Source organism: Oleiphilus sp. HI0117 (genome assembly GCF_001635235.1).
In genome coordinates this window covers 1-1,349 of sequence record NZ_LWGA01001090.1, presented here as the reverse complement: position 1 = coordinate 1,349, position 1,349 = coordinate 1, and the positions used below count along the sequence as shown (strand labels likewise).

Genomic DNA, 1,349 nt, shown 5'->3' with positions numbered 1-1,349 from the left:
GATCACGGTAGCGATTGCCGCGATTTGTAATAGTAACCACAGAGTTTGCGTCCCGACTTGAAAACGCGAAATAGTGGTAATCCCCCGGATCACAATAGGGATAACCGCCACAGCGCAAATGAAATACCCGATCGATAGCGGAATACCCAGCAAGGCATGTAAAGCCGATGCGAGAATAGCGGCTTCAATCGCAAAGAAGATAAAAGTAAACGAAGCATAAATAAGTGACGTGACTGTGGAGCCCAAGTAGCCAAACCCGGCACCTCGCGTCAAAAGATCAATGTCTAAACCGTGTTTAGCTGAGTAGTAAGCAATTGGAAAACCGGTAATAAAGAAAACCGCTGCAACGACTAACATCGCTGCAATGGTATTCACAAAACCATAGTTAATCGTTACCGCTGCAGCAATGCTTTCAAGTGCCAAAAAAGCAGTCGCCCCTAAAGCGGTTTTGCCGACACGGCTAATACCCATACGCCGAGCTTTACGAGCGGTGAATCGTAAGGCGTAATCTTCTAGGGTTTGGTCAGCCACCCACTGGTTATAGTGGCGACGAACTTTAAGAATCTTCTGTTTGGCAGGCATAAGTTCTATAGCAAAAGTTTTATGTACTTATAAATGAGTATTTAGCTAGACAGGGTAATGCTTTTTTAGGGCGAAAACGAGCTTTAAACGTGTTAGGTCACGATATAACTAATGCCTAAAAGTCAGCACCCAAGCTGGCCTATTAGAATAAATGGTCTGACTTGGGCCTAACCATTCTAAGCAAGACTTGGTCAGAAAAGTGCCAATAGAAGACTTTGGCACTCGTTTTAGATTTGGCCCAATTGTCATAGTTTCACTTACATGTGTAATTTGGTAAAGCTGTTACGATCTTAAACACCTTGCTTTATAAACTTATTCATGGAGAATGCCACGGGAATCCAGTAACATTTCAGAATTTCAAACTATATCGACTTACCACGTTTTTGTTAGATACGGAGTAATCTAGCTCAATGAAGCCATTTTTCTTGTTTGTCATCCTATTCTTTCTATCGAACCAAACAATTGCTAATGTATGTGAAAACACAATTAAAGGAGTGAGTATTTGCGAGGTATCAAAAGGGGTAGCCCTTGCTATAGCAAAGAATGCTCCGCAGCGTGTGAGCCAAAATATTGTTCTAAATGGTGCGTGTTAATTTGCATGTAAAACTGACCCGGCTTTTGCACTTAATTTTGACCCGCCTGAGAGGCCAGATTATGGCCTGAACTTTTCTTTTATTTCCAGTTTTAAATTCGTTTATTAGTAGATTCTTTGTAGCGGTAACTTTCGTTACCTGTTTCAATGATGTGACAGTGATGCGTTAGTCGAT

Annotated in this window: 2 protein-coding genes; both read right to left on the bottom strand. The window is 41.7% G+C overall.

Annotation, left to right across the window (positions count from 1 at the left end):
• On the bottom strand, window positions 1-582 hold a 582-nt coding region (locus A3757_RS19585), incomplete at its 3' end, for a cytosine permease (RefSeq protein WP_369819577.1).
• Between the two features lie 684 nt (window positions 583-1,266).
• The coding region (locus A3757_RS28145) for an ATP-binding protein (RefSeq protein WP_369819578.1) at window positions 1,267-1,349 on the bottom strand (83 nt) is incomplete at its 5' end.